This is a genomic window from Streptomyces sp. NBC_00289, from assembly GCF_041435115.1.
Classification (GTDB): Bacteria; Actinomycetota; Actinomycetes; order Streptomycetales; family Streptomycetaceae; genus Streptomyces.
The window spans coordinates 2,129,862-2,148,183 of record NZ_CP108046.1; the positions used below are offsets into that span (position 1 = coordinate 2,129,862).

Annotated in this window: 17 protein-coding genes and 1 tRNA gene; 8 read left to right on the top strand and 10 right to left on the bottom strand. The window is 71.7% G+C overall.

The window, feature by feature from the left end:
• Positions 1-15 precede the first annotated feature (15 nt).
• Both OG985_RS10100 and OG985_RS10105 read left to right on the top strand, forming a co-directional pair.
• Positions 16-792 carry an SDR family oxidoreductase gene (locus OG985_RS10100; RefSeq protein WP_371667931.1) on the top strand — a complete coding sequence of 259 codons (777 nt, stop codon included), beginning with the start codon at positions 16-18 and terminating at the stop codon, positions 790-792.
• Between the two features lie 129 nt (positions 793-921).
• Entirely contained in the window at positions 922-1,926 is a 1,005-nt protein-coding gene (locus OG985_RS10105) for a Gfo/Idh/MocA family oxidoreductase (protein WP_371667932.1), read from the top strand.
• Between the two features lie 62 nt (positions 1,927-1,988).
• Here OG985_RS10105 and OG985_RS10110 read toward each other — a convergent pair whose 3' ends face one another.
• From OG985_RS10110 to OG985_RS10125, 4 genes are all read right to left on the bottom strand, one after another.
• Positions 1,989-3,230: a serine hydrolase domain-containing protein gene (locus OG985_RS10110; protein ID WP_371667933.1), complete on the bottom strand. Its 1,242-nt coding sequence runs from the start codon at positions 3,228-3,230 to the stop codon at positions 1,989-1,991.
• A 303-nt stretch (positions 3,231-3,533) separates the two neighbouring features.
• Positions 3,534-4,448 carry an ATP-binding cassette domain-containing protein gene (locus OG985_RS10115; protein WP_371667934.1) on the bottom strand — a complete coding sequence of 305 codons (915 nt, stop codon included), beginning with the start codon at positions 4,446-4,448 and terminating at the stop codon, positions 3,534-3,536.
• A 9-nt stretch (positions 4,449-4,457) separates the two neighbouring features.
• A complete protein-coding gene (locus OG985_RS10120) occupies positions 4,458-5,534 on the bottom strand; it encodes an ABC transporter permease (RefSeq protein WP_371674322.1) in 1,077 nt (358 codons plus the stop codon).
• The gene (locus OG985_RS10125; RefSeq protein ID WP_371667935.1) at positions 5,534-6,553 is read right to left on the bottom strand and encodes a sugar ABC transporter substrate-binding protein; all 1,020 of its coding nucleotides are present in this window, start codon (positions 6,551-6,553) and stop codon (positions 5,534-5,536) included. Before OG985_RS10125 ends, OG985_RS10120 begins: the two co-directional genes overlap by 1 nt.
• A 289-nt stretch (positions 6,554-6,842) precedes the next feature.
• On the opposite strand from OG985_RS10125, the gene OG985_RS10130 reads away from it, so the two are divergent.
• Genes OG985_RS10130 through OG985_RS10140 form a run of 3 tightly spaced genes read left to right on the top strand, consistent with a single transcriptional unit; the run spans position 6,843 to position 10,348 of the window.
• Positions 6,843-7,577, top strand: a complete 735-nt coding sequence (locus OG985_RS10130) for a PfkB family carbohydrate kinase (protein ID WP_371667936.1) — start codon at positions 6,843-6,845, stop codon at positions 7,575-7,577.
• A 49-nt stretch (positions 7,578-7,626) separates the two neighbouring features.
• Positions 7,627-9,513 carry a 3D-(3,5/4)-trihydroxycyclohexane-1,2-dione acylhydrolase (decyclizing) gene (gene iolD, locus OG985_RS10135; protein WP_371667937.1) on the top strand — a complete coding sequence of 629 codons (1,887 nt, stop codon included), beginning with the start codon at positions 7,627-7,629 and terminating at the stop codon, positions 9,511-9,513.
• A 49-nt stretch (positions 9,514-9,562) separates the two neighbouring features.
• On the top strand, positions 9,563-10,348 hold the full coding sequence (locus tag OG985_RS10140; protein ID WP_371667938.1) for a GntR family transcriptional regulator: 786 nt from the start codon (positions 9,563-9,565) through the stop codon (positions 10,346-10,348).
• Here the strand turns inward: OG985_RS10140 and OG985_RS10145 are convergent.
• The 4 genes from OG985_RS10145 to OG985_RS10160 form a co-directional block, all read right to left on the bottom strand.
• The gene (locus tag OG985_RS10145; RefSeq protein WP_371667939.1) at positions 10,338-11,330 is read right to left on the bottom strand and encodes an aldo/keto reductase; all 993 of its coding nucleotides are present in this window, start codon (positions 11,328-11,330) and stop codon (positions 10,338-10,340) included. The two genes, OG985_RS10140 and OG985_RS10145, sit on opposite strands and share 11 nt — an antisense overlap.
• A 97-nt stretch (positions 11,331-11,427) precedes the next feature.
• Positions 11,428-12,096, bottom strand: coding sequence for an NUDIX domain-containing protein (locus OG985_RS10150; RefSeq protein WP_371667940.1), 669 nt, complete (start codon positions 12,094-12,096; stop codon positions 11,428-11,430).
• 147 nt (positions 12,097-12,243) lie between these two features.
• Positions 12,244-14,055 carry an ABC transporter ATP-binding protein gene (locus tag OG985_RS10155; RefSeq protein ID WP_371667941.1) on the bottom strand — a complete coding sequence of 604 codons (1,812 nt, stop codon included), beginning with the start codon at positions 14,053-14,055 and terminating at the stop codon, positions 12,244-12,246.
• Positions 14,056-14,405: 350 nt separating this feature from the next.
• Positions 14,406-14,479, bottom strand: a tRNA-Pro gene (locus OG985_RS10160).
• 98 nt (positions 14,480-14,577) lie between these two features.
• On the opposite strand from OG985_RS10160, the gene OG985_RS10165 reads away from it, so the two are divergent.
• The 3 genes from OG985_RS10165 to OG985_RS10175 all read left to right on the top strand — a co-directional run bounded on the left by OG985_RS10165 (position 14,578) and on the right by OG985_RS10175 (position 16,648).
• A complete protein-coding gene (locus OG985_RS10165; protein ID WP_371667942.1) occupies positions 14,578-15,105 on the top strand; it encodes a DUF309 domain-containing protein in 528 nt (175 codons plus the stop codon).
• A gap of 129 nt (positions 15,106-15,234) precedes the next feature.
• Positions 15,235-16,005, top strand: coding sequence for a precorrin-6A synthase (deacetylating) (gene cobF, locus OG985_RS10170; RefSeq protein WP_371667943.1), 771 nt, complete (start codon positions 15,235-15,237; stop codon positions 16,003-16,005).
• Between the two features lie 154 nt (positions 16,006-16,159).
• A complete protein-coding gene (locus OG985_RS10175; RefSeq protein WP_371667944.1) occupies positions 16,160-16,648 on the top strand; it encodes a hypothetical protein in 489 nt (162 codons plus the stop codon).
• Here OG985_RS10175 and OG985_RS10180 read toward each other — a convergent pair.
• Together OG985_RS10180 and OG985_RS10185 are read right to left on the bottom strand one after the other, a co-directional pair.
• The gene (locus OG985_RS10180; protein ID WP_371667945.1) at positions 16,635-17,381 is read right to left on the bottom strand and encodes a cobalt-precorrin-6A reductase; all 747 of its coding nucleotides are present in this window, start codon (positions 17,379-17,381) and stop codon (positions 16,635-16,637) included. The two genes, OG985_RS10175 and OG985_RS10180, sit on opposite strands and share 14 nt — an antisense overlap.
• A gap of 71 nt (positions 17,382-17,452) precedes the next feature.
• Positions 17,453-18,226: a sulfite exporter TauE/SafE family protein gene (locus tag OG985_RS10185; RefSeq protein WP_371674323.1), complete on the bottom strand. Its 774-nt coding sequence runs from the start codon at positions 18,224-18,226 to the stop codon at positions 17,453-17,455.
• Positions 18,227-18,322 lie beyond the last annotated feature (96 nt).

Genomic DNA, 18,322 nt, shown 5'->3' on the forward strand with positions numbered 1-18,322 from the left:
AAGGGCCGTTCATCCATGGGACTTCTCGACGACAAGGTCGTCCTCGTCAACGGCGGCAGCCAGGGGGTCGGCGCCGCCATCGCGCGGGCCGCGGCCCGCGAAGGAGCCCTGGTGGCGGTGACCGGGCGGCGTCCGGAACCGGGCGAGGCACTGGTGACCGAGCTGACGGCCCTCGGCGGCAAGGCGATGTACGTCCGGGCCGACCTCTCCGACGCCGAGCAGGCGAAGGCCTCCGTGGCCGAGGTGGTGGCGGCGTACGGCCGCGTCGACTGCCTGGTCAACTCCGCGGGGCTGACCTCGCGGGGCACACTGCTCGACACGACGCCCGAGCTGTTCGACCAGCACATCGCGATCAACCTCCGGGCGCCGTTCTTCGCGATGCAGGCGGCGGTCGCGGACATGGTGGCGCGCCGGGCGCCCGGCACGATCGTCAACATCATCACGTCGTCCGCGCACGGCGGGCAGGCGTTCCTCGCGCCGTACGTGTCGGCCAAGGCCGGGCTGATCGGGCTGACCCGCAACGCCGCGCACGCGCACCGCTGGGACCGCGTCCGGATCAACGGCCTGAACATCGGCTGGACCGCCACCGAGGGCGAGGACGCCACGCAGAAGGCCTTCCACGGCGCCGGGGACGACTGGCGCGAGGAGGCGGCCACCCGGCTCCCGATGGGAAAGCTCGGCCAGCCGGACGAGATCGCCGACTTCGCGGTGTTCCTCCTGTCCGAGCGGTCGGGCGTGGTCACCGGATCGGTGATCGACTGGGACCAGAACGTCCTCGGCGGACTGGACTGAACTGAACTGAACCGATTTGACCTGTACCGAGCCCGTCCCGCGTCCGAGGACGAGCCCGAAGGGCGATCGGGGTCCGGGGCGGAGCCCCGGCAACGGACAGCACCCACACACAAGGAAGCAGCGGAGCTCATGCGCATCGGAATTCTCGGCCTCGGCCGCATCGGCGCCTTCCACGCCGAGACCCTCTCCGGACTCGACGTGGTCGACTCGCTCGTCCTCGCCGACCCGTTCGCGGACGCCGCCAAGTCGGCCGCCGAGCGGTTCGGCGGCGAGGTCGCGGACTCGCCCGAGGCGGTGCTCGCCGCCGGCGTCGACGGCGTGGTGGTCGCCGCCGCGACGGACGCCCACCCCGGTCTGATCCTCGCCGCCGTGGAGGCGGGCATCCCCGTCTTCTGCGAGAAGCCCGTCGCCCGCACGATGCCGGAGGGCGTCGCGGTGCTGAAGGCGGTGGAGGGCAGCGACGTCCCCATCCAGATCGGCTACAACCGTCGCTTCGACGCCGGCTTCGTGGCCGCGCGGGCCGCGGTGCGCGGCGGCGAGCTGGGCAAGCTGCACACCGTACGGTCGACCACGCTGGACCCGGCGCCGCCGCCGGCCGCGTACGTCGCCGGCTCCGGCGGCATCTTCCGGGACTGCTCGGTGCACGACTTCGACATCATCCGCTGGGTGACGGGCCGTGAGGTGACCGAGGTGTACGCCGTGGGCGGCAACCGGGGCGCGGACTACATCAGGGAGGCGGGCGACGCCGACACCACGGGCGCGCTGCTGACCCTGGACGACGGCACGATCGCCGTCATCTCCAACAGCCGCCACAACGCCCGGGGTCACGACGTCCGCATGGAGCTGCACGGATTCCAGGACTCCATCGCCGTAGGGCTGGAGGACAAGCTGCCGCTGCGGTCGGTGGAACCCGGCGTGACCTTCCCGGCCGGCACTCCGCACGACTTCTTCATGGACCGCTTCAGCGCGGCCTACCGCGCCGAACTCACGGCGTTCACCGAGGTGGTGGCCGGGAGCCGGCCTTCGCCGTGCACGGTGGCGGACGCGCTGGAGGCGGGGTGGATCGCGGAGGCGTGCACGTTGTCCCTGCACGAGCACCGGCCGGTGACGATCGCGGAGGTCCGCTCCGTCTGACGGGCCGCTCCCGCAGGGGCCCGGCCCCTGCGGGAGTCACGCCGTGTCCGTACCCGGTGCCTTCACCTGGCGGCCGGTACGGCCGGGAGGTTGAAGATGTGGTCCGGAGAGATGATCTTCGTGATCGCGTCGCCGAAGAGGGTGCTGGGCTCGGTGTTCTTGTAGTTGATGTCGGTGTTCAGCATCACGACCAGGGTCGCCTGCGCCGACGGGAGATAGATCGTCAGCGACTCGTAGCCCGGCAGTGAGCCGTTGTGCCCGATCCAGCCCTGCACGTTGAAGATGCCGAGGCCGTATCCGGCGCCCGGGATCGGGGTCGGGGGCGTGACCAGGCGCTGCCTCTGGGTGGCGGGACTGATCAGCCGGTCACCGTCGGGCAGTTGGCCGGTGGCGACCGTGCGGGCCCAGACCCGGAGGTCCTGCAGCTGGGAGACCATGGCACCGGCGGCCCAGCCCCAGGACGGGTTCCAGTCGGCGGTGCCCTCGACGTTCCCGGACGCGGTCTGGTTCGTGTACCCCTGGGCGTGCGGCTCGGGGAACTCCGCGCCGTTGGGGAACACCGTGTGGTTCAGGCCGGTCGGTTCCAGGACGTTGTCGTGGATGTAGTCCGAGAGCGACTGCCCGGACATCTTCTCCACGACCAGGCCGAGCAGGATCAGGTTGGTGTTGCAGTAGAAGAACTCCTTGCCCGGCGGAAACAGCACGGGGTGCTTGAAGGAGTAGTCGAGCAGTTCCTGCGGGGTGAACTGCCGCTGCGGGTCGGACGTCAGGGCCTTGAAGAAGTCGTCGTCCGCGCTGTAGTTGAACAGTCCGCTGCGCATGCCGGCCAGCTGACGCAGGGTGATCCTGTCGCCGTTCGGGACGCCGTCGACGTACTGGTCGATCGTGTCGTCCAGATCGACCTTGCCCTGGTCGACGAGTTCGAGCAGTGCCGTGACGGTGAACGTCTTGGTCTCGCTGCCGATCCGCAGATACAGGTCGGTCGACATCCTCTCGCCGGTGCTCTTGTCGGCGACGCCGAAGGACTTGACGTACTCACCCTTGTCGGGTGTCCAGATGCCCACGTTCACGCCGGGCACGTTCGCCTGTTTCATGACCCGTTGCACGGCGGCGTCGATCTGCCGCTGCACATCGGGGGTGAGTTCGCGGACGGCGTCCCCCGACGGGGGCGGCGAGGGTTGTCCGGTCGGGGCGGCGGAGGGGGGCAGCGCCACGGCGGCCCCACTCGCGGCCGGCACCACCAGCGCTCCCACCGCGGCGGCGACGACGACCCCCCTGCGCAGTCGGCTGCACGGGTGTGTCATGGGTACTCCCACACGAGGAGAAATACGCCGCGGACCACAGCCGTCATGAGGCGAAGGCCGTGAGCGGCCGAGTCCCTCCCAGCATAAAAGCGCCCGCGCGCGACCGCCTGTCGGCGGTGGCACGCGGGCCCGGTGGGCGGTGTGCCCGCAGGTGTGCGTCCCCGCGCGCGCTCGGCGGCGTGCGCGCCGGGGCCGGCCGTGACCGGTCGGCTTCACCGACGGCGGGCGTCGGCCGGACCGCCGCGCGGGGGCCGTCACCGGGTGGCCGCCCGGTCCCGACTCCCTTGCGGTGGACGGTGGTTGTCAGAGGGTCTTCTCGGGTGCCGTCGCGACGGGGGCGGTGAGGTCGTTCTCCTCCGGGAGCTCTTCGACGTCGACGCCCCGCACCTGGGACAACTCGTGCTTGAGCGCGGCGAGTTCGGTGCCGCCGGCCATGTGGTTGGTGAGTTCCTCGAGGCTGACCTGGTCGCGCGAGGCGGTGAGTTCCATGGTGCCCAGGCGCAGCACGCTGAAGTGGTCGCCGACCATGTAGGCGTGGTGGGGGTTGTGGGTGATGAAGATGACGCCGAGGCCGCGTTCGCGGGCGGCGGCGATGTACTTCAGCACCACGCCGGACTGCTTGACGCCGAGGGCGGCGGTGGGCTCGTCCAGGATGAGGACGCGGGCGCCGAAGTAGACGGCGCGGGCGATCGCCACGCACTGGCGCTGGCCGCCGGAGAGGGTGCCGATGGGCTGTTCCAGGTCGTCCAGGACGATGCCCATGTTGCGGAGTTCCTCGTCCGCGGTCTTCTTCATCCGCTCGATGTCGAGACGGCGCACGGGCCAGGGGCCCTTGGTCATCTCGGAGCCGAGGAAGAAGTTGCGCCACACCGGCATCAGGGGGACGGTGGCCAGGTCCTGGTAGACGGTGGCGATGCCCTTGTCGAGGGCCTCGCGCGGGGTGGAGAAGCGCACCGGGGCGTTGTCGACGAGGAAGTCGCCCTCGGTGTGCTGGTGCAGCCCGGAGATGATCTTGATGAGGGTGGACTTGCCCGCGCCGTTGTCGCCCAGCACACAGGTCACCCGGCCGGCGTGGACGGTCAGGTCGACTCCGTGCAGGGCGCGGATGTTGCCGTAGGACTTGCCCGCGTTGCGCAGTTCGACGATGGCGCCGTCCGCGCTCTGGGCGGTGTCCTCGATGATGGCCCCGTGCGTGCCGGTTCCGTTGGTGGTTGTCATGGGATCACGTCACCTCCGGGTCGCGGTGCGCTGGACCCACAGATTGATGAGGACGGCGCCGAGGAGCATCACGCCGAGGAATGCCTTGAACCAGTCGGGGTTCCAGCCGGCGTAGACGATGCCCTGCTGCACCATGCCGAACATGAAGGCGCCGAAGACCGGGCCGATCGCCGAGCCGTAGCCGCCGGTCAGCAGACAGCCGCCGATCACCGCCGCGGCGATGTAGATCAGCTCCTGGCCGACGCCCTCGCCGGACTGGACGGTGTTGAACGTGAACAGCTGGTGCATGCCGACGAACCAGGCGCCGAAGCCGACCAGCATGAACAGGGAGATCTTGGTGAAGGTGACCGGGACACCGACCGCGCGGGCCGACTCCTTGTTGCCGCCGACCGCGAAGATCCAGTTGCCGTACTTGGTGCGCAGGAGCACCCAGGTGGCGATGGCCGCGAAGACCAGCCACCACACGATGGTGATCTTCACCTGGACGCCGCCGACGTCGAAGGAGGAGGCGAAGACCTTCTTGGCCTGGTCGAAGCCGTCCATGGTGCTGATGTCGTCGGTGGCCACGTTGCTGGTGACCAGCTTGGTGACGGCAAGATTGACGCCCTGGAGGATCAGGAAGGTGCCCAGGGTGACCAGGAAGCTCGGCAGGCCCGTCTTGACGAGCATCCAGCCGTTGAACGCGCCGATACCGAGGGACACCAGCAGGGCGACGAACACGCCGACCCAGACGTTCATGGTGAGCTGGTAGCTGAGCATGCTGGCGGTGAGCGCCGAGGTGAGCACGGCGACACCGGCCGACAGGTCGAACTCGCCGCCGATCATCAGCAGCGCGACCGGCAGGGCCATGATCCCGATGGTCGACGACTGGTACAGGATGTTGGCCATGGAGCTGCCGTCGCGCACCGGGGGTGCCGCGACGAGGAAGAACACGTACACGGCGACCGCGCCGAGGAAGACCCCGACCTCGGGCCGCGCGAGCAGCCGGAACACCAGGGGGCGCCGCGAGGTGCGCCCGTCGGTACTCCTGGGGCCGGGGGCCGGCGGTGAGGTCACCGCCGGCTCAGCCTGCTGGGACATTCCGATCACCGGGTGCCCTTCGCGGCGAACTGCGCGACGGTGTCGACGTTGGTCTTGTCGACGAAGGCGGGGCCGGTCAGCACCGGCTGCTCGCCGCCGCCCATGTAGTTGCCGTTGTTCTTGTAGAGCCACAGGGAGTCGATGGCCAGGTAGCCCTGGAGGTAGGGCTGCTGGTCGACCGCGAACTGGATCGTGCCCTTGCTGATGGCGCCGGTCAGTTCCTTGTTCAGGTCGAAGGTGGCGATCTTGGCCTTGCTGCCGGCGTCGCCCACCGACTGCACCGCGGTCAGCGCGAACGGGGCGCCGAGCGCGACGACGTAGTCGATGGCGCTGTCCTGCTTGAGCTTGGCGGTGATCGTCGACTTCACGGACGGCATGTCGGTGCCGTTGACGAACAGCGTCTGGGTGGAGCCCGTGAACGTCTTCTTCACGCCGTCGCAGCGCTGGGTGAGGCCGATGTTGCCCTGTTCCTGCACGACACAGACGACCTTCTTGGCGCCGGCGGTGTTGAGCCGCTTGCCCAGCGCCTCGCCGGCCACGGTCTCGTCCTGGCCGAAGAAGGACATGAGGCCGAGCTTCTGCCACTCGCTCACACCGGAGTTGAGGCCGACCACGGGGATGCCCGCAGTCTTCGCCTTGCTCACGACGTCCTTCATGGCGTCCGGCTTGGCGAGGGTGATGGCGATGCCGTCGACCTTCTGGTCGATCGCGTTCTGCACCAGGGTGGCCTGGCTGCCCGCGTTGGGGTCGGCGGAGTACACGAGCTTGACGTTGTCCTTGGCCGCGGCCGCCTCAGCACCCTTGCGGACGATGTCCCAGAAGGTGTCGCCGGGCGACTGGTGGGTGACCAGGGCGATCGTCATCTGCGGGGTGTCGGCCTTGCCGGCCGAGGCGCCGGCCGCGCTTTCCTCTGCTTTCTTGCCGCCGGAGCTGCTGGAGCAGCCCGCGAGGGTCAGGGCCGCTGCCGCGGCCACGGCCACAACGGGGGCGAATCTGCGGGAGCGGGAGTGCGAAGAGCGGTCCATCTGTCCTGCACCTCACTGTGCTACGGGGGAAAGGCAAGGCGGATCACCGGGATCCGAGGCCCTGGATCTGCAAAAGTCCGGGTCGTGCGCCGCAAAAGCGGCTGATGCGCTGGGACGGGATTCCACCCCTTGGCGCGCCCGCTGTCAATACTTTGTTAAGACATCATTTCACGCTCAGGTCCGAATGTAAGTACAAAGTATTGACAGCGTCGCCCTCCGAGACCTACACCTGGGGGGCGGCAGGCCCCTTGGGACCCGCAGCCCCGGCAGAGTTCGAGGAGCGTCGCGCATGGCCGAGTCAGCCCAGTCCTTCGATCTGATCACGATCGACCGTATCGGAGTCGATCTCTACCCCTTGCGACCGGGTGTACCCCTGGCCCGTACGGAGTCGTTCGGAAGCTTCCCCGGCCGTTCGCCCGCTCGGGTCGCCGTCGCCGCCGCCCGCCTGGGCCGGACCAGCGTCGTGATCCACGCCGACGCGCCGGACTACTTCGCCATCCGCGCGGCCCGCATCTTCTGGATCACCGGCACCGGTCTCAGCGAGGAGCCGAGCCGATCCGCCACCCTCGCCGCCCTCAAGGCACGCGGGCGGGCCGGCACCACCGTCTTCGACCTCGACTGGCGCCCGGCCCTGTGGAACGACACCGCCTGGAAGGACCCGGAGGAGGCCCGCCCGTACTACGCCGAGGTTCTGCGCCACGCCACCGTCGCGGTCGGCGACCTCGACGAGTGCGAGATGGCCACCGGCCGGCGCGAACCACACGCCTGCGCGGAGGCGCTGCTGGCGGCGGGCGTGGAACTGGCGCTGGTCCGGCAGGGCTCCGGGGGCGTGCTCGCGGTGCACCGCGACGGCACCACCGCCGAGGTCCCGCCCGCGCCCGACGGGACGGCCGGCGACCCGGGCGCGGACGACGAGTTCGGCGGCTCGCTGTGCCACGGGCTGCTGTCCGGCTGGGAGCTGGCCAGGACCGTCCGGTACGCCACCGCGGGCGACCGGACCGCCCCCGGACCCGGCCCGCTGTGACTCCCGGCGACACCCCCCGCTTCCCCGTCCCTTCTCCGTGAGGTCCCCGATGAGCGAGTCCACGACCCGGCGCCTGACCGTCGCCCAGGCGCTGGTGCGGTTCCTGTCCGTCCAGTACACGGAGCGGGACGGTGTCCGCCGCCGGCTGATCGCCGGCACCTGGGGCATCTTCGGCCACGGCAACGTGGCGGGGCTCGGCCAGGCGCTGATGGAGGCGGGCATCGGGGACGGCGCCGCGATGCCGTTCCACCAGGGCCGCAACGAGCAGGCCATGGTGCACGCGGCCGTCGGGTACGCGCGCCAGCTGAACCGCCTGTCGGCGCAGGCCGTCACGACCTCCATCGGCCCGGGCGCCACCAACCTGGTCACCGGCGCGGCCCTCGCGACGATCAACCGCCTGCCGGTCCTGCTGCTGCCCGGCGACTACTTCGCCACCCGCCCCGCCGACCCGCTGCTCCAGCAGCTGGAGCATCCGGTCGAGGCCGACCTGTCCGTCAACGACACCCTGCGCCCGGTGTCGCGGTACTTCGACCGCGTCACCCGTCCCGAGGCGCTGATCCCCTCCGCGCTGAACGCCATGCGCGTGCTCGCCGACCCGGCCGAGACCGGCGCGGTCACCCTCGCACTGCCGCAGGACGTGCAGGCGGAGGCGTACGACTGGCCGGAGGAGTTCTTCGCCGACCGCGTCTGGCGCGTCCGGCGTCCCGTGCCCGACCCGGTCGAACTGGAGGAGGCCGCCCGCGCGATCCGGTCCGCCGCCCGCCCGCTGCTCGTCGCGGGCGGCGGGGTGCACCACAGCGAGGCCGAGGAGGCGCTGAGGGCGCTGGCCGACGCCACCGGCATCCCGGTCGCCTCGACCCAGGCGGGCAAGGGGTCCCTGCGCCACGACCACCCGGCCGACCTCGGCGGCATCGGCCACACCGGCACGGCGGTCTGCGACGCCACCGCCCGCACCGCGGACCTGGTGATCGGCGTCGGCACCCGCTACAGCGACTTCACCACCGCCTCCGGCACGCTCTTCCAGCATCCGGGCGTCCGGTTCCTCAACCTCAACATCACCGCCTTCGACTCCCACAAGCTCGCGGCCCGTACGGTCGTGGGCGATGCCAGGGCGGCCCTGGAGGCTCTCGGCGCGGCCCTGGACGGGCACCGGGTGGACAGCGCGTACGAGGCCGAGTACCGGGCCGGGAAGGAGGCGTGGGAGCGGGTCGTCGAGTCCGCCTACCGCGCCGACGACGACGGCGCCGTACCGACCCAGACGCAGCTGCTCGGCGCGCTGGACGCGGTCGTCGGCGACGAGGACGTGGTGATCAACGCGGCCGGCTCGCTCCCCGGGGACCTGCACAAGCTGTGGCGGGCCCGCAGCCCGCGCCAGTACCACCTGGAGTACGGCTACTCCTGCATGGGCTACGAGATCCCGGCCGCGATCGGCGTTCAGCAGGCCGCGCCGGACACCCCCGTCTGGGCCCTGGTCGGCGACGGCACGTACCTGATGATGCCCACCGAGATCGTCACCGCCGTCCAGGAGGGTCTGCCCGTCAACCTGGTCCTGGTCCAGAACCACGGCTACGCCTCCATCGGCGGGCTGTCGGAGTCGGTGGGCGGCGAGCGCTTCGGCACCGCCTACCGCTACCGGGCCGCCGACGGCACCTTCAGCGGGGCCCCGCTCCCCGTCGACCTCGCCGCCAACGCGGCCAGCCTCGGCATGGACGTACTGCGCGCCAAGACCGTCCGCGAGCTGCGCGAGGCACTGGTCACCGCCCGCGCCTCCGACCGGCCGACGTGCGTGTACGTCGAGACCGACCCGGCGGCCACCGCTCCCCCGGCCGAGGCCTGGTGGGACGTGCCGGTGGCCGAGGTGGCCTCCCGCGAGGCGGCGTCGAACGCCCGCGAGCGGTACGAGCGCGACGTCGCCGCCCGCCGCCGCCACCTGTGACCGCCCCGCTCCCCGGCCATTCCCGACTCTTCTCGAGGGAGGTACGTCCATGGCGAAGACCCGCGGCCACCCACGTGCCGTGACCGCCTCCGCACTCGACTCCCTGGACTTCGCCCTGGACCGGGGCAGTCCGGTGCCGCTGTACTACCAGCTCGCGCAGCAGCTGGAGGCGGCGATCGAGCACGGCGCGCTGGCCCCGGGAAACCTCCTGGGCAACGAGATCGACCTGTCCGTACGCCTCGGACTGTCCCGGCCCACGGTCCGCCAGGCCATCCAGAACCTGGTGGAGAAGGGCCTGCTGGTGCGCCGCCGCGGGGTCGGCACGCAGGTCGTGCACAGCCAGGTGAAACGCCCGCTGGAACTCAGCAGCCTGTACGACGACCTGGAGGCGGCCGGGCAGGGGCCCACCACGCGGGTCGTGCGCAACGAGCCGGTGGCGGCCTCCGCCGACGTGGCGGCCGCCCTCGGCGTCGCGGAGGGCGCCGAGGTCACGCTCCTGGAACGGCTGCGCTGCACGCACGGCCAGCCCGTCGCCCTCCTCTGCAACCACCTGCCCGCGGCCCTTCTCGAACTCGACACCGAACGGCTGGAGTCGACCGGCCTCTACCGCATGATGCGCACCGCCGGCATCACCCTGCACAGCGCCCGCCAGACCATCGGCGCCCGCAGCGCCACCGCGCGGGAGGCGGCCCGCCTCGACGAACAGGAGGGGGCAGCCCTGCTGACCATGCAGCGGACCGCGTACGACGACACCGGGCGCCCGGTCGAGTACGGCACGCACATCTACCGCGCGTCCCGGTACGCGTTCGACTTCCAGCTGCTCGTCAGACCGTGACGACCCCGTCGAGGCGCTCCCGCTGCTCCGGCGTGAGCTCGAGGTCCACCGCGGCCAGGTTCTCCTCCAACTGCGCCACCGACGAGGCCCCGGCGAGCGGCACCACCGGCAGCTCGTGGCCGATCTGCCAGGCCAGCACCACCTGGTTGACGGTGGCCCCGGTCTCCCGCGCCACCTCGTTCAGCACCGCCAGCCGGGCCGGGGTGCCCGGGTGGTCGTAGTCCGGCGGCAGCGGCTTGTCGGGGCGGACGTAGGCACCGGTCAGCAGGGGCGAGTAGGCGACCAGGGTCAGGCCGGGCTCGGCCCGCAGGTAGCCGAGCAGTTCCGCGCCCGCGTGGCCGAGGCTGCCGTCGGGGAAGAGGTCGCTGGGCACGTCGGTGCGGGGCCGCAGATAGCTGTGCTGGTACTGGACCACCTCGTAGCCGGGCAGTCCGGCCGCGGCGGCCAGGGCGCGGGCCCGCTCCACCCGCCACACGGCCTGGTTGCTGACGCCGAGCAGCCCGACCGTGCCCTCGGCGACGAGTGCGGCGAAGCCTTCGACGGTCTCCCGCTGCGGCACGGCGGGGTCGTCGATGTGTGCGTAGAGGAGGTCGAGCCGGTCCACTCCGAGGCGTTCGCGGCTGCGCTCCGCCGACTCCCGGATGACCTTCGCCGACAGTCCCTCCGGGTTGTCGGTGTAGCTGGTGCCGGGTGCCAGGGGGCGGGCGCCGAGCTTGGTCGCGATGACGATCTCGTCGCCGATCCCGCGGCTGCGCCGCCACCGGCCGAGCAGTTCCTCGCTCTGCCCGCCCTGGCCGCCGTCGACCCAGAACGCGTAGTTGTCGGACGTGTCGACGAAGTTCCCGCCGGCCTCGACGTACCGGTCGAGGACGGCGAAGGAGGTCTTCTCGTCCGTGCGGGAGCCGAACAGCATCGCGCCGAGCGCGAGCACGCTCACCTCACGCCGGGTTTTCGGGTCGGCGCCCATCGTGCGGTACTTCATGGTGATCCCTCCCGTTCGCGCCCGTGTCCGGGGCACGAACGGGAGTATTCGTGCTGAAGCGCACTTCAAGTCAAGTACGCGCGCGACGACTTGCCACCTACGCGGGACGGACGAACGGCCCGTCCAGCGCCGCCCATTGGAGCAGCATGATGGTCTTCGCGTCGGCGATCTCGCCGGTGCGGATCATCTCCAGCGCCCTGCGGAAGGGCAGTTCGAGGATCTCGATGTCCTCGCCCTCCTCGTCCAGGCCGCCCCCCTCGTGGGTGCGGGTCGAGGAGCCGTAGGCGGCGGCGTAGAAGCTGACGCGTTCGGTGACCGAGCCCGGGCTCATGTAGACGTCGAAGACGTGCCGGACCTCACCGATGGTGTGCCCGGTCTCCTCGACCACCTCGCGCCGCACGGCGACCTCCGGGTGCTCGTCATCGTCGTCGAGCAGCCCGCCCGGCGTCTCGACCAGCATTCCGTCGGGGTGCCCGTTGACGTACACCGGGAACCGGAACTGGCGGGTGAGCAGTACGGTTTCGCGTTCCGCGTCGTACAGCAGCATGGTGGCGCCGTTGCCGCGGTCGTGCGTCTCGCGTTCCTGGGTGCTCCAGGTGCCGTCGGCGCGCTGGACGTCGAACGTCGTGGTGCGCTCGACGTACCAGTGGCTGGACAGGAGGGTCACGTCCCGGACCTTGACGCGTGGGTTCCCGGTCAGGTCCCGGCCGGTCCGGTCCAGCCCGGTGCGGCCCCGGCGGTCGGGGGTGTCGAGGCCGGCGGTCATCGGTCACCCGCGGTGGGCGGGAGGCGGAAGAAGAACAAGGTGGTCATGCTCGCTTCTACCATCCGTACGACACCGCGGTCGCCCGCGCTCCCCCGCGCGCCCGTCCCGGAACCCCGCCCGGCCCGTGCCGTAACGGGGTGCCGTCGTTCAGCGCAGGTCGGCGCGGGCGGGACTGTCGTCGAGGAAACCGCCCGACTGGTGCTGCCAGAGCTTCGCGTAGGCGCCGTCCGAGGCGAGCAGCTCCTGGTGGGTGCCCTGCTCGACGATGCGTCCTCGGTCCAGCACCACGAGCCGGTCCATGGTCGCGACCGTGCTCAGCCGGTGCGCCACCACCAGCGCCGTCCGCCCCTCCATGAGCCGCCACAGCGCCTCCTGGACGAGGATCTCGCTCTCGGAGTCCAGGGCACTGGTCGCCTCGTCGAGCAGCAGGATCGGCGCGTCCCGCAGGATCGCCCTGGCGAGGGCGACCCGTTGACGCTGTCCGCCGGACAGCTTGACGCCCCGCTCGCCCACCATGGTGTCGAAGCCGTCCGGCAGCGCGTCGGCGAACTCGGTGACGTGAGCCGCTTCGGCGGCGCGTCGGATCTCGGCGTCCCTGGCGTCCGGCCGGGCGAAGGCGATGTTGTCCCGCAGGCTCCGGTGGAACATCGCCGGGTCCTGCGGCACGTAGGCGAGCAGACCGCGCAGGTCGGCCTGGCGCAGGCGGCTGATGTCCCGGCCACCGATCAGGATCCGGCCGCCGTCGATGTCCGTCATCCGCAGCAGCAGCCGGGTCAGCGTGGTCTTGCCGCCGCCGGACCGGCCGACGAGCCCGATCCTCGCCCCGCCGGCCACGGCCAGGTCGAGGCCCTGGAAGAGCGGCCGCGCGCCCCCGTGGGAGAACGTCACCTGTTCGAAGCGGACGTCGGCGGTCCCCGGCACCGGCTCGGGCGACGGCGGGTCGAGCACGGTCGGCGGGATCAGCAGCAGTTCCGTGAACTGCGCTGCCTCCGTCATCGAACTCTCCAGCCGACGGTAGATCTGGTTGAACTCGAACATGATGCGGGTCGCGTTCGAGTAGTAGGTGAAGGCGACCACGACCGCCTCCACGCCGTGTCCGCCCCCGGCCAACGTGACCGCGAGCAGCAGGCCCAGCGCGTTGGTCAGCACGGACATGGGCGCGACCAGCGTGTCGATGCGCAGGTTGCCGTAGTCCCACGACCGGAGGGTGAGCCGGCGTGAGGCCGCGACGCGTGACCGGTGTTCGGCGGCCTCGCGTTCCTCGGCGGCGAACGCCCGGACGGTGTCCATGTTCATCAGGCTGTCGGCGACATGGCCGGAAACCCGTGCGATCGCCTCCTCGCGCTGGTCGACGAGCGCCTGGCGGCGGCGGATGAGCGGCACCACGCACAGCGCCGTCAGGGCGATCATCGCCAGCAGTCCCACCACGAGCAGCGGTTCGTAGCGCCACAGCACCACCGCCCCGAAGACGAGCGGCACGAAGCTGCCCACGACCTGGAATGTCATGGTGTCGACCCACTCCTCGAAGCGGGACGCGAAGCTCAGGACCCGTTTGGTGAGCGATCCGGCGAAGTTGTCGTGGAAGAACGCGGCGTCCTTGGCGAACAGTTCGTCCATGCCGATCACGTAGAGGTGCTCGATGCCGAGGGCGTCCAGGCGGTTCAGGTAGTGCAGGCCGACGCGCCACAGTCCCTCCGCGAGCAGCAGGACGCCGCCGAAGCCGAGGACGTAGGGCAGCGTCGAGCCGAAGCCGATCCCGGCGTCGCCGGCGATACGGCCGACGAGCTTGGCGACGATCAGCGGCGCGATGTAGTTGATGCCGATGGTGCCCAGCGCCGGCAGCAGCATCGCGGGTAATGTCAGCCGCCGCAGGCGGGCCAACTCCCGTCCGTAGTAACGCAGGGCGAGCAGCACCGCGCCCCTGCCCGGCGCGGACTCGCGCGATTCAGGCGTTCCCATCCCCACTCCGTGGTGTGGTGCGGCACCCGCCCGCGTGTCCGGGGGACGCCGCTCTCGTCATTGGCCGTGCGAAGCCGCGGTTCGAGTGGTGCCCCCGTGCGGAGCGTCATCCGGCGGGCGGGCACGACGACGGAGCCTCCACGCGGCTCGCGGGGTGAGAGGAGAGCGAGTACGGGAGGCCGGATTTCCGTAGTGTCCCGTGACGGCGTCCGCGCGGTCCAAGCGTTTTTCCCGGCCATCGGCCGACCGCGGACCCCGCGATGGCTGCCGCTGGGGTGACGGGTGCGCACACAGCGGAGGCCGTCTCCTCAGCCTCTGAGGAAACGACCTCTGATCTGCTACTTCCCAAGTCGGGACGACAGGATTTGAACCTGCGACCCCTTGACCCCCAGTCAAGTGCGCTACCAAGCTGCGCCACGTCCCGGTGCGCTGCCCGCGGCAGAACCGCGTGATCGCGCGGACAGTACTTTACCCCACGTGGGGGGCCCGCCGAAGCGGACCGAGGCGCGGGACAATCGGTCCATGGGCAGCACATCGTCAGGACGGCCGGTGGACGCGCGGGACCGGGACAACGAGGGGCGGGCGCGGAACGCCCGGCCGCGGGACGGGCTCGGGCGGCCTCTGCCGTACGGCGCGACGGGCGTGGCCCGGCAGGCCGAGGGCGTCGTCCGGGTGCCGCGGGCGAGCGTCGCGGAGGCGCAGGAGCTGCTGGACGCCGGCCGTCCCTTCCACGCGCACGAGGTGTTCGAGGACGCCTGGAAGTCGGGGCCCGCGGAGGAACGGGAGCTGTGGCGCGGTCTCGCCCAGCTCGCCGTGGGGCTCACGCACTCCGCGCGCGGCAATGTCACGGGCGGCGCCCGGCTGCTGCGGCGCGGGGCCGGGGCGGTGGAGGGCTGGGCGTCGTCCACCGGGCGGCGGCGGCCGTACGACATGGACCTGGCGGCGCTGGCCGACTGGGCGCGGACGCTGGCGGAGGCCGTGGAGGGGGGTGCCGGCCCGGTGGACGCGCGGGAGCGGGCGCCACGGCTGCGGGGAGACCCGGGCGCGTAGCGGGACAGCGGCCCCGGGCGCTTCCCTGACCCCTCCGCGGCGGCCGGCCGTGCACCGCACCGCCGGTCACCGGCCCGGCAGCCCGGACGCGGTGTACCCGCCGGCAGTGGCGTGCGGCAGACTCGGGGCGTGCGAAAGATTCATGTCATCGGTATCGGCGCGGGCGACCCCGACCAGCTGACCCTCCAGGCGGTGCGGGCGCTGCGCGGCACGGACGTGTTCTTCCTCCTCGACAAGGGCGAGGTGAAGAACGACCTCGTGCAGCTTCGCCGGGACCTGCTGGACACGCACGTACCGGAGGGGACGTACCGCGTGGTCGAGGCCCGCGACCCGGACCGGGACCGGTCGGCGGGCGGCGCCGCCTACTCCCCCGCCGTCGGGGACTGGCGCAGCGCCCGCGCCGACATCTACGAGCGACTGATCGCCGAGGAGCTGGGCGAGAGCGAGACCGGCGCGTTCCTGGTGTGGGGCGACCCGGCGCTGTACGACAGCACGCTGGGCATCCTCGACGAGATCGGCGAGCGCGGCGCGGTGGCCTTCACCCACGACGTCGTCCCGGGCGTCAGCAGCGTCTCCGCGCTGGTCGCGCGGCACCGGACCGGACTCAACCGGGTCGGACGGCCCGTGCAGATCACCACCGGTCGGCGGCTGGCCGAGGGCTTCCCGGAGGGCGTGGACGACGTGGTCGTGATGCTGGACGCCCACCAGAGCTTCCGTCAGTACGCCGACCAGGACATCGACATCTACTGGGGCGCCTACATCGGCACCCCGGACGAGATCCTCGCCTCCGGCCCGATCGCCGAGACAGCGCCGCGCATCGAGCGCCTGCGGGCCGAGGCCCGCGAGCGCAAGGGCTGGATCATGGACACCTATCTGCTGCGCCGGCACCGGCCGGAGTGAGGCCCGGGACCCGCGGGACACCGGCGCGGCCGTCCGGCAGGCGGCACCCCCGGGCAGCGAGAGCGGGCACCACCGCTGCAACGAACCGGGCGGTACCGGTGGCCACCGGAAAAAGCACGGGCGGCGCGGGGTCCGCGGTCGGCATACTCGCGGCATGTCCCCCGCGCCCGTCCGCTTCCACGACCCCGGTGTCCTGGCCGGCGACTTCGCCGGCTACGCACTGGTGCGCTGTCCGCGCTGCGCACGGATCGCCCACAGCACACGCGGGGCGCCGACGGTCGCGGGCGCGCGGAGCGGATCGTGCCCGCAGTGGCGGCTGGTCTGCCGGTCCTGCGGCCTGTGCCGTACCCGTCCGACCGCGTCGAGGGGCGCCGGACACCCGCCGGGCCGGCCCGACCGGCCGGTGCTGTGGCTGCGCGCCGGGACCCGGCACGGCGAGATCTGGGCGTACAACCTCGAACACCTGGACCTGCTCAGGCGGTTCGTGGCCGCGTCACTCCGGGAGCGGGCTCCCTGGTACGAGCACGGGCGGAAGATGACCTACGTCGGCCGCCTGCCCGCCTGGGTCAAGAGCGCGAAGAACCGCGCCGAGGTGCTCCGTGTCGTCGACCGGATGCGGGTCTCGGTGATCAGGACGGACTGAGGCCGAGTCGGTCGAGGACGCCCGCCACGTCGGGCACCGCCTGCACGCCGTCGGGCAGGGGCGGCCGTCGTACGACCACGACGGGCAGCGCGAGGTGACGTGCGGCCGTCAGTTTGGCCGCCGTCGCAGCTCCGCCGCTGTCCTTGGTCACCAGGACGTCGACGAGGTGTTCGCGCAGCAGCGCCGACTCGTCGGCCACGGTGAAGGGGCCGCGGGCGAGCAGCACTTCGGTGTGCGGCGGCAGCGGCGGCTCGGGCAACTCCACGGACCGTACGACGAAGTGATGGTCCGTCAGATGAGCGAAGGCCGCCAGGCCCATCCGTCCCGTGGTGAGGAACACCCGGCTGCCGAACCGTGGCAGCAGGTCCGCCGCCGCGGCCAGGGACGGTACCGGATGCCAGCGGTCCTCCCGGCCGGGCCGCCAGCCCGGGCGGCGCAGCACCAGCGCCGGGACTCCGGTCGCCGACGCGGCTCGCGCCGCGTTCGCCGTGATCGTCTCCGCGAAGGGGTGCGTGGCGTCGACGAGGGCGTCCACCCGGTGCTCGCGCAGCCAGTCCGCGAGCCCCTCCGCGCCGCCGAACCCCCCGACGCGCACCTCGCCGGCGAGCGCCCCCGGCCGTGCCACCCGGCCCGCGAGGGAGGTGGTGACGCGGGTCCCGGGGCGCGCCACCAGTGCGGCGGCGAGCTCGCGGGCCTCGGCGGTGCCGCCGAGGATCAGGACGTGGGGGGACATGGGACGAGCGTACGAGGCCCGGGGTGGTGGGCCCGCGCGGGGTGACGCCGGTTACCGCGACGCCGACCGGCTCAGCGCAGCAGGAGCTGCACGCCGCCCACGACCGTCGCCGCGATCACCAGTCGCTCGAACAGTCGCTGGTTGATCCTGTTCACAGCCCATTTGCCGAAGAACGCTCCGGGCACGACGAACACCACGAGCGCCGCGTCGAGCAGCAGTGAGTGGCCGTCGATCAGCCCGAGGCCGATGCTGAAGGGCACCTTGGAGACATTGACGATCAGGAAGAAGAAGGCGGAGGTCCCGAGGAAGCCGAGCTTCCGGAAGCCCGCCGACAGGAGGTACATCGACATCACCGGACCGCCCGCGTTGGCGACCATCGTGGTGAAGCCGCCGAGGACGCCGTACGAGCCCGCCTTGGCCCGTCCGGCCCGGGTGGTGACCGACTCCGGCTCCCGCAGCGCGTCGGCCGTGCGGCGGCGCCACAGCGTCACCGCGGCCATCAGCAGCAGGATCGCGCCGATCGAGGTCCGGACGATCGCGTCGTCGGCCCACACCAGGAACAGGGTGCCCGCGACCACGCCCGCCGCGACCGCGGGGAACAGCCGCCACAGCGTCGGCCAGTGCGCGTGCCGCCGGTAGGTGAGGACGGCGAGGACGTCCCCGGCGATCAGGATCGGCAGCAGTACGCCCGTGGAGGCGCGGGCCGGCAGCACGGCCGCGAAGATCGCGAGGCTGACCGTGTTGGCCCCGCTCACGGCGGTCTTCGAGAAGCCGACGAGCAGGGCCGCGGCGGCGAGGGCGGCGAACTCCCAGCCGGTGATGTACCAGAGCGTCATGGTGTTCATGCGGACGCCGATGCTATGCGCATGCATCGAGAGCGCGTAAGGAGTGTCTCGACAGGTGGCCGGTGTCAGGGGAGGTGGACCGTGCGGCGGCCTCCC

What these genes read in the sequence shown, in the direction of transcription:
- OG985_RS10140 (WP_371667938.1), top strand. Translation starts at nt 9,563, where the DNA reads ATGGCGAAGACCCGCGGCCACCCACGTGCCGTGACCGCCTCCGCACTC.
- OG985_RS10105 (WP_371667932.1), top strand. Translation starts at nt 922, where the DNA reads ATGCGCATCGGAATTCTCGGCCTCGGCCGCATCGGCGCCTTCCACGCC.
- iolD (WP_371667937.1), top strand. Translation starts at nt 7,627, where the DNA reads ATGAGCGAGTCCACGACCCGGCGCCTGACCGTCGCCCAGGCGCTGGTG.
- OG985_RS10115 (WP_371667934.1), bottom strand. Translation starts at nt 4,448, where the DNA reads ATGACAACCACCAACGGAACCGGCACGCACGGGGCCATCATCGAGGAC.
- OG985_RS10155 (WP_371667941.1), bottom strand. Translation starts at nt 14,055, where the DNA reads ATGGGAACGCCTGAATCGCGCGAGTCCGCGCCGGGCAGGGGCGCGGTG.
- OG985_RS10145 (WP_371667939.1), bottom strand. Translation starts at nt 11,330, where the DNA reads ATGAAGTACCGCACGATGGGCGCCGACCCGAAAACCCGGCGTGAGGTG.
- OG985_RS10175 (WP_371667944.1), top strand. Translation starts at nt 16,160, where the DNA reads ATGTCCCCCGCGCCCGTCCGCTTCCACGACCCCGGTGTCCTGGCCGGC.
- OG985_RS10110 (WP_371667933.1), bottom strand. Translation starts at nt 3,230, where the DNA reads ATGACACACCCGTGCAGCCGACTGCGCAGGGGGGTCGTCGTCGCCGCC.
- OG985_RS10165 (WP_371667942.1), top strand. Translation starts at nt 14,578, where the DNA reads ATGGGCAGCACATCGTCAGGACGGCCGGTGGACGCGCGGGACCGGGAC.
- OG985_RS10100 (WP_371667931.1), top strand. Translation starts at nt 16, where the DNA reads ATGGGACTTCTCGACGACAAGGTCGTCCTCGTCAACGGCGGCAGCCAG.
- OG985_RS10185 (WP_371674323.1), bottom strand. Translation starts at nt 18,226, where the DNA reads ATGAACACCATGACGCTCTGGTACATCACCGGCTGGGAGTTCGCCGCC.
- OG985_RS10150 (WP_371667940.1), bottom strand. Translation starts at nt 12,096, where the DNA reads ATGACCGCCGGCCTCGACACCCCCGACCGCCGGGGCCGCACCGGGCTG.
- OG985_RS10130 (WP_371667936.1), top strand. Translation starts at nt 6,843, where the DNA reads ATGGCCGAGTCAGCCCAGTCCTTCGATCTGATCACGATCGACCGTATC.
- OG985_RS10125 (WP_371667935.1), bottom strand. Translation starts at nt 6,553, where the DNA reads ATGGACCGCTCTTCGCACTCCCGCTCCCGCAGATTCGCCCCCGTTGTG.
- OG985_RS10180 (WP_371667945.1), bottom strand. Translation starts at nt 17,381, where the DNA reads ATGTCCCCCCACGTCCTGATCCTCGGCGGCACCGCCGAGGCCCGCGAG.